Genomic DNA, 3,119 nt, shown 5'->3' with positions numbered 1-3,119 from the left:
CGGGGCTTGTACGACTCGGGCCTTGCTTACGCCGCGAGTGAATCGCGGCTGCGCGGCCCTCGCGGCCCGGCCGCCTGAAAGCTGGCCGGGGGCCCCCGAGCGTTGATACATGGCCCACCTTCGCAAACTGAGGGGGTTCGGGGGGAATCATTCCCCCCGGCGGGGTGCGGGGCGGGCCCCGCGTGCCTTTCCTGCCTTTTCTGTCTTCCGAGGGGCAGGGATGCGGGGTGTTCATGACAGCTGAACACCCGGGCAAATTTTATTGATTGACGAAAGGGGGATAATTCCCTGTGATACAAAAAGAACAAGGGGAGGCCCGGAGGGGTGTTTCCCGCAGAAGAAAAGGAGAACGTATGCTCAAACACATGACGGGACTGGCCGCGGCGCTGATCGGGCTTTCGCTCTGTGTATGCACCACGGCGGAGGCGAAGGGATTCAGGCATCTTTCGTTCAACGGGGGCTATGCCATTTCGCATCCTTCGGTGGAGTATGTATGGAAGGGCTTCATGGACGAAGCGGAAAAGAAGTTCCCGGGCAAGAACGGGCTGAGCTTCGACTATTTTGCGACGAACGAGCTTTTCCCTGAAACGGAAGGGATCATGGCTGTTGCCGACGGCCGTGTGGACTTCGGGCGCGTACGGCCTTCTCTTTTTCCGGGCAAGATGAATCTGCTTTCGGTGGTGGACGTTCCGGGACTTTTTTCCAACGCCATCACGGGCAGCGTGGTTATGCAGGAGCTGATTGAAGCGTTCCCCGAAGTGCAGAAGGAACTGCCCCCGAATTCCCAGTGCTTCACGTCGTGGGTATCGGCCACCTATCAGGTGCACACCATCAAGCCGGTGAAGAGCCTTGCGGAGCTGAAGGGTCACAAGCTTGTGGTATGGGACGCGGTCACCATTGAAATCGCCAAGGCGCTGGGAGCGAACCCCATTCGTCTGCCCTCTCCGGACACCTATCTTGCGCTTTCCAAGGGCATGGCCGACGGCGTGCTCTGCCCCATGGCTCCGGTGCGTTCCTTCAAGATTTCGGAAGCCACGAAGTACCACCTTATGCTGAACACGGGTGTGACGGGCTTCAACATCAGCATTCACAAGCCCCTGTGGGATGAAATGCCTGCGGACATGCAGACCTGGCTTCGGGAAAAGGGCGGCGTGAACATGGCGCTTGCGCTGGGCAAGAGCCTGGAAGACGGCGCGCGGGAAGACGCGGAATGGATGCGTCAGCAGGGGCATGAATTCTATGAACTTTCCGATGCCGACCATGCGGCGCTCATGAAGGCGCTCTCGCCCTTCCTCGATCACTGGAAGAACGAGGTATGCAAGGACGAATCGCCGGAACTCGTGGAAAAGGTGCTCAACTTCGTGCAGGAACGCAACAAGTTCCACATGGAAGAACTGCGCGCCGGCAAGTACGGCAAGTACGACCTGTAATTTCAACCCGGAGGGCGGGCATCCGCCCCCTTTTTTTCGCCATGCTTCCCCGCTACAGAACGATTCTTTTTGCTACGCTGTGCACCGCGTACATGCTGGTGTTCATTCAGAACGCGGCCATTACGGTACTTGCCCCCGACGTGATGGAAGAGCTTGCCCTTTCGCCGGAAGCCATGGGCAGGCTGAGTTCCGTGTACCTGTGCGCCTATGCGCTCATGCAGTTTTTTTCCGGGCTGATATCCTCGCGCCTGGGGCCGCGCCTGCTCATGGGGCTGCAGTTTGCGCTTGCGGCGGCGGGCGGGCTGCTTTTCGCCACCTCCACAGGGCTTCTTTCCGCCCTGCCGGGCAGAGCGCTCAACGGGGTGGGCATGGCCGGGGTCATGGTATCGTCGTTTGTGCTGTTCGGCCGCTGGTTTGCGCCCTCGATGTTTTCGCGGCTGTGCACGGCCTTTTTTGTTGCCGGGGGGCTGGGCGGCTTTCTGGCCACCACGCCGCTTGCGCTGCTCACGCAGGCCTGCGGCTGGCGTTTTGCCTGTGCCGCGCTTGCCTGCGCCGCGGCCGTGCTTTCTGCGGCCATTTTTCTTGTGGTACGCAACTTTCCGCCGGAAGCGGAGGGGCAGAAAAACGCCGCGGCCGGCAATCTGCGGGAAGATTTGCGGGCCCTTGCGGCAAACAGAACGCTGTGGCGGCTTGTGCTGCTGTTTCTTGCCCTGGCCAGTGCCTATTTCGTGTTCCACGGCCTGTGGGGCGGGATGTACCTGCAAAAGGCGCACGGGCTTTCCCCGGCGCAGGCGGGCAACATTCTGGCCATGGGCGCGGTGGGACACATTGCAGGGGCGCCCTTTGTCACCTGGCTGAGTGAAGGGGTGCTCCATTCCCACCGCAGAACGCTTTTTCTGGCAGGCATGCTCGGCGCGTGCTCGTTCGGAGCGCTCATACTCTTCGGCGCATCCATGCCCTTGTGGGGGCTGTACGCCGTTTCCCTGGGCATAGGCGTTGCTGCCAACGGGCCCAACCCCATAGCCTATGCCACGGCCCGCGCGCTGGTGGGCACGGAAGGCATGGGCGCAACCAGCGGCATCATGGCATCGGGGCTGTTCATGACCGGCGCGCTGCTCCAGAACCTTTCCGGCTTCATTCTGGAACATATGCAGCACGTTTCCGCACACGAAGCCTTTGCCGCGGCCTTTCTGCCCATGGCGGTGCTCGGCCTTGCGGCCGCCCTGCTCAGCCTGGGCCTGCCGGAAACCTGCACCAGGAAGAACGAGGAACAAAAGAAGGCCTGATATTTGACCTTGCCAGCGCCTGTGTGACGCGAAGGCCCGACCTTGACTTTCCATCGCCTGTGTGACGCGAAGGCCCGACCTTGACTTTCCATCGCCTGTGTGACGCGAAGGCCCGTCTGCGCAGGACACACTGTACAGGGAACGGGGCTTGTACGACTCGGGCCTTGCTTACGCCGCGAGTGAATCGCGGCTGCGCGGCCCTCGCGGCCCGGCCGCCTGAAGGCTGGCCGGGGGCCCCAGAGCGTTGATACAAGGCCCACCTTCGCAAACGAAAGTCGAATAAAGCGTGAAAAAGGGCTTCTGCGCAAACCAAGGCCTGCCCCGGCGTTGAAAATCGGCTTTCCTTATGCAAACGGGAGCCGAATAAGGCAGAGGCCGACATACCACGCTCATCCTATCCTGA

General features: G+C 61.3%; 2 protein-coding genes. Both read left to right on the top strand.

Annotated elements, in window-relative coordinates; translation table 11 throughout:
* The first annotated feature begins 353 nt into the window (after nucleotides 1-353).
* The gene (locus Q0K07_RS13035; RefSeq protein WP_294559793.1) at nucleotides 354-1,430 is read left to right on the top strand and encodes a TRAP transporter substrate-binding protein; all 1,077 of its coding nucleotides are present in this window, start codon (nucleotides 354-356) and stop codon (nucleotides 1,428-1,430) included.
* Nucleotides 1,316-2,716: an MFS transporter gene (locus tag Q0K07_RS13030; protein WP_367178910.1), complete on the top strand. Its 1,401-nt coding sequence runs from the start codon at nucleotides 1,316-1,318 to the stop codon at nucleotides 2,714-2,716. The genes Q0K07_RS13035 and Q0K07_RS13030 overlap by 115 nt, the downstream gene beginning before the upstream one ends.
* The last annotated feature ends 403 nt before the right edge of the window (nucleotides 2,717-3,119 follow it).

It is taken from the genome of uncultured Mailhella sp., from assembly GCF_944324615.1.
Lineage (GTDB): Bacteria > Desulfobacterota > Desulfovibrionia > Desulfovibrionales > Desulfovibrionaceae > Mailhella.
The sequence above is the reverse complement of the archived record's forward strand: the minus strand, read 5'-3'. Positions and strand labels throughout refer to the sequence as shown.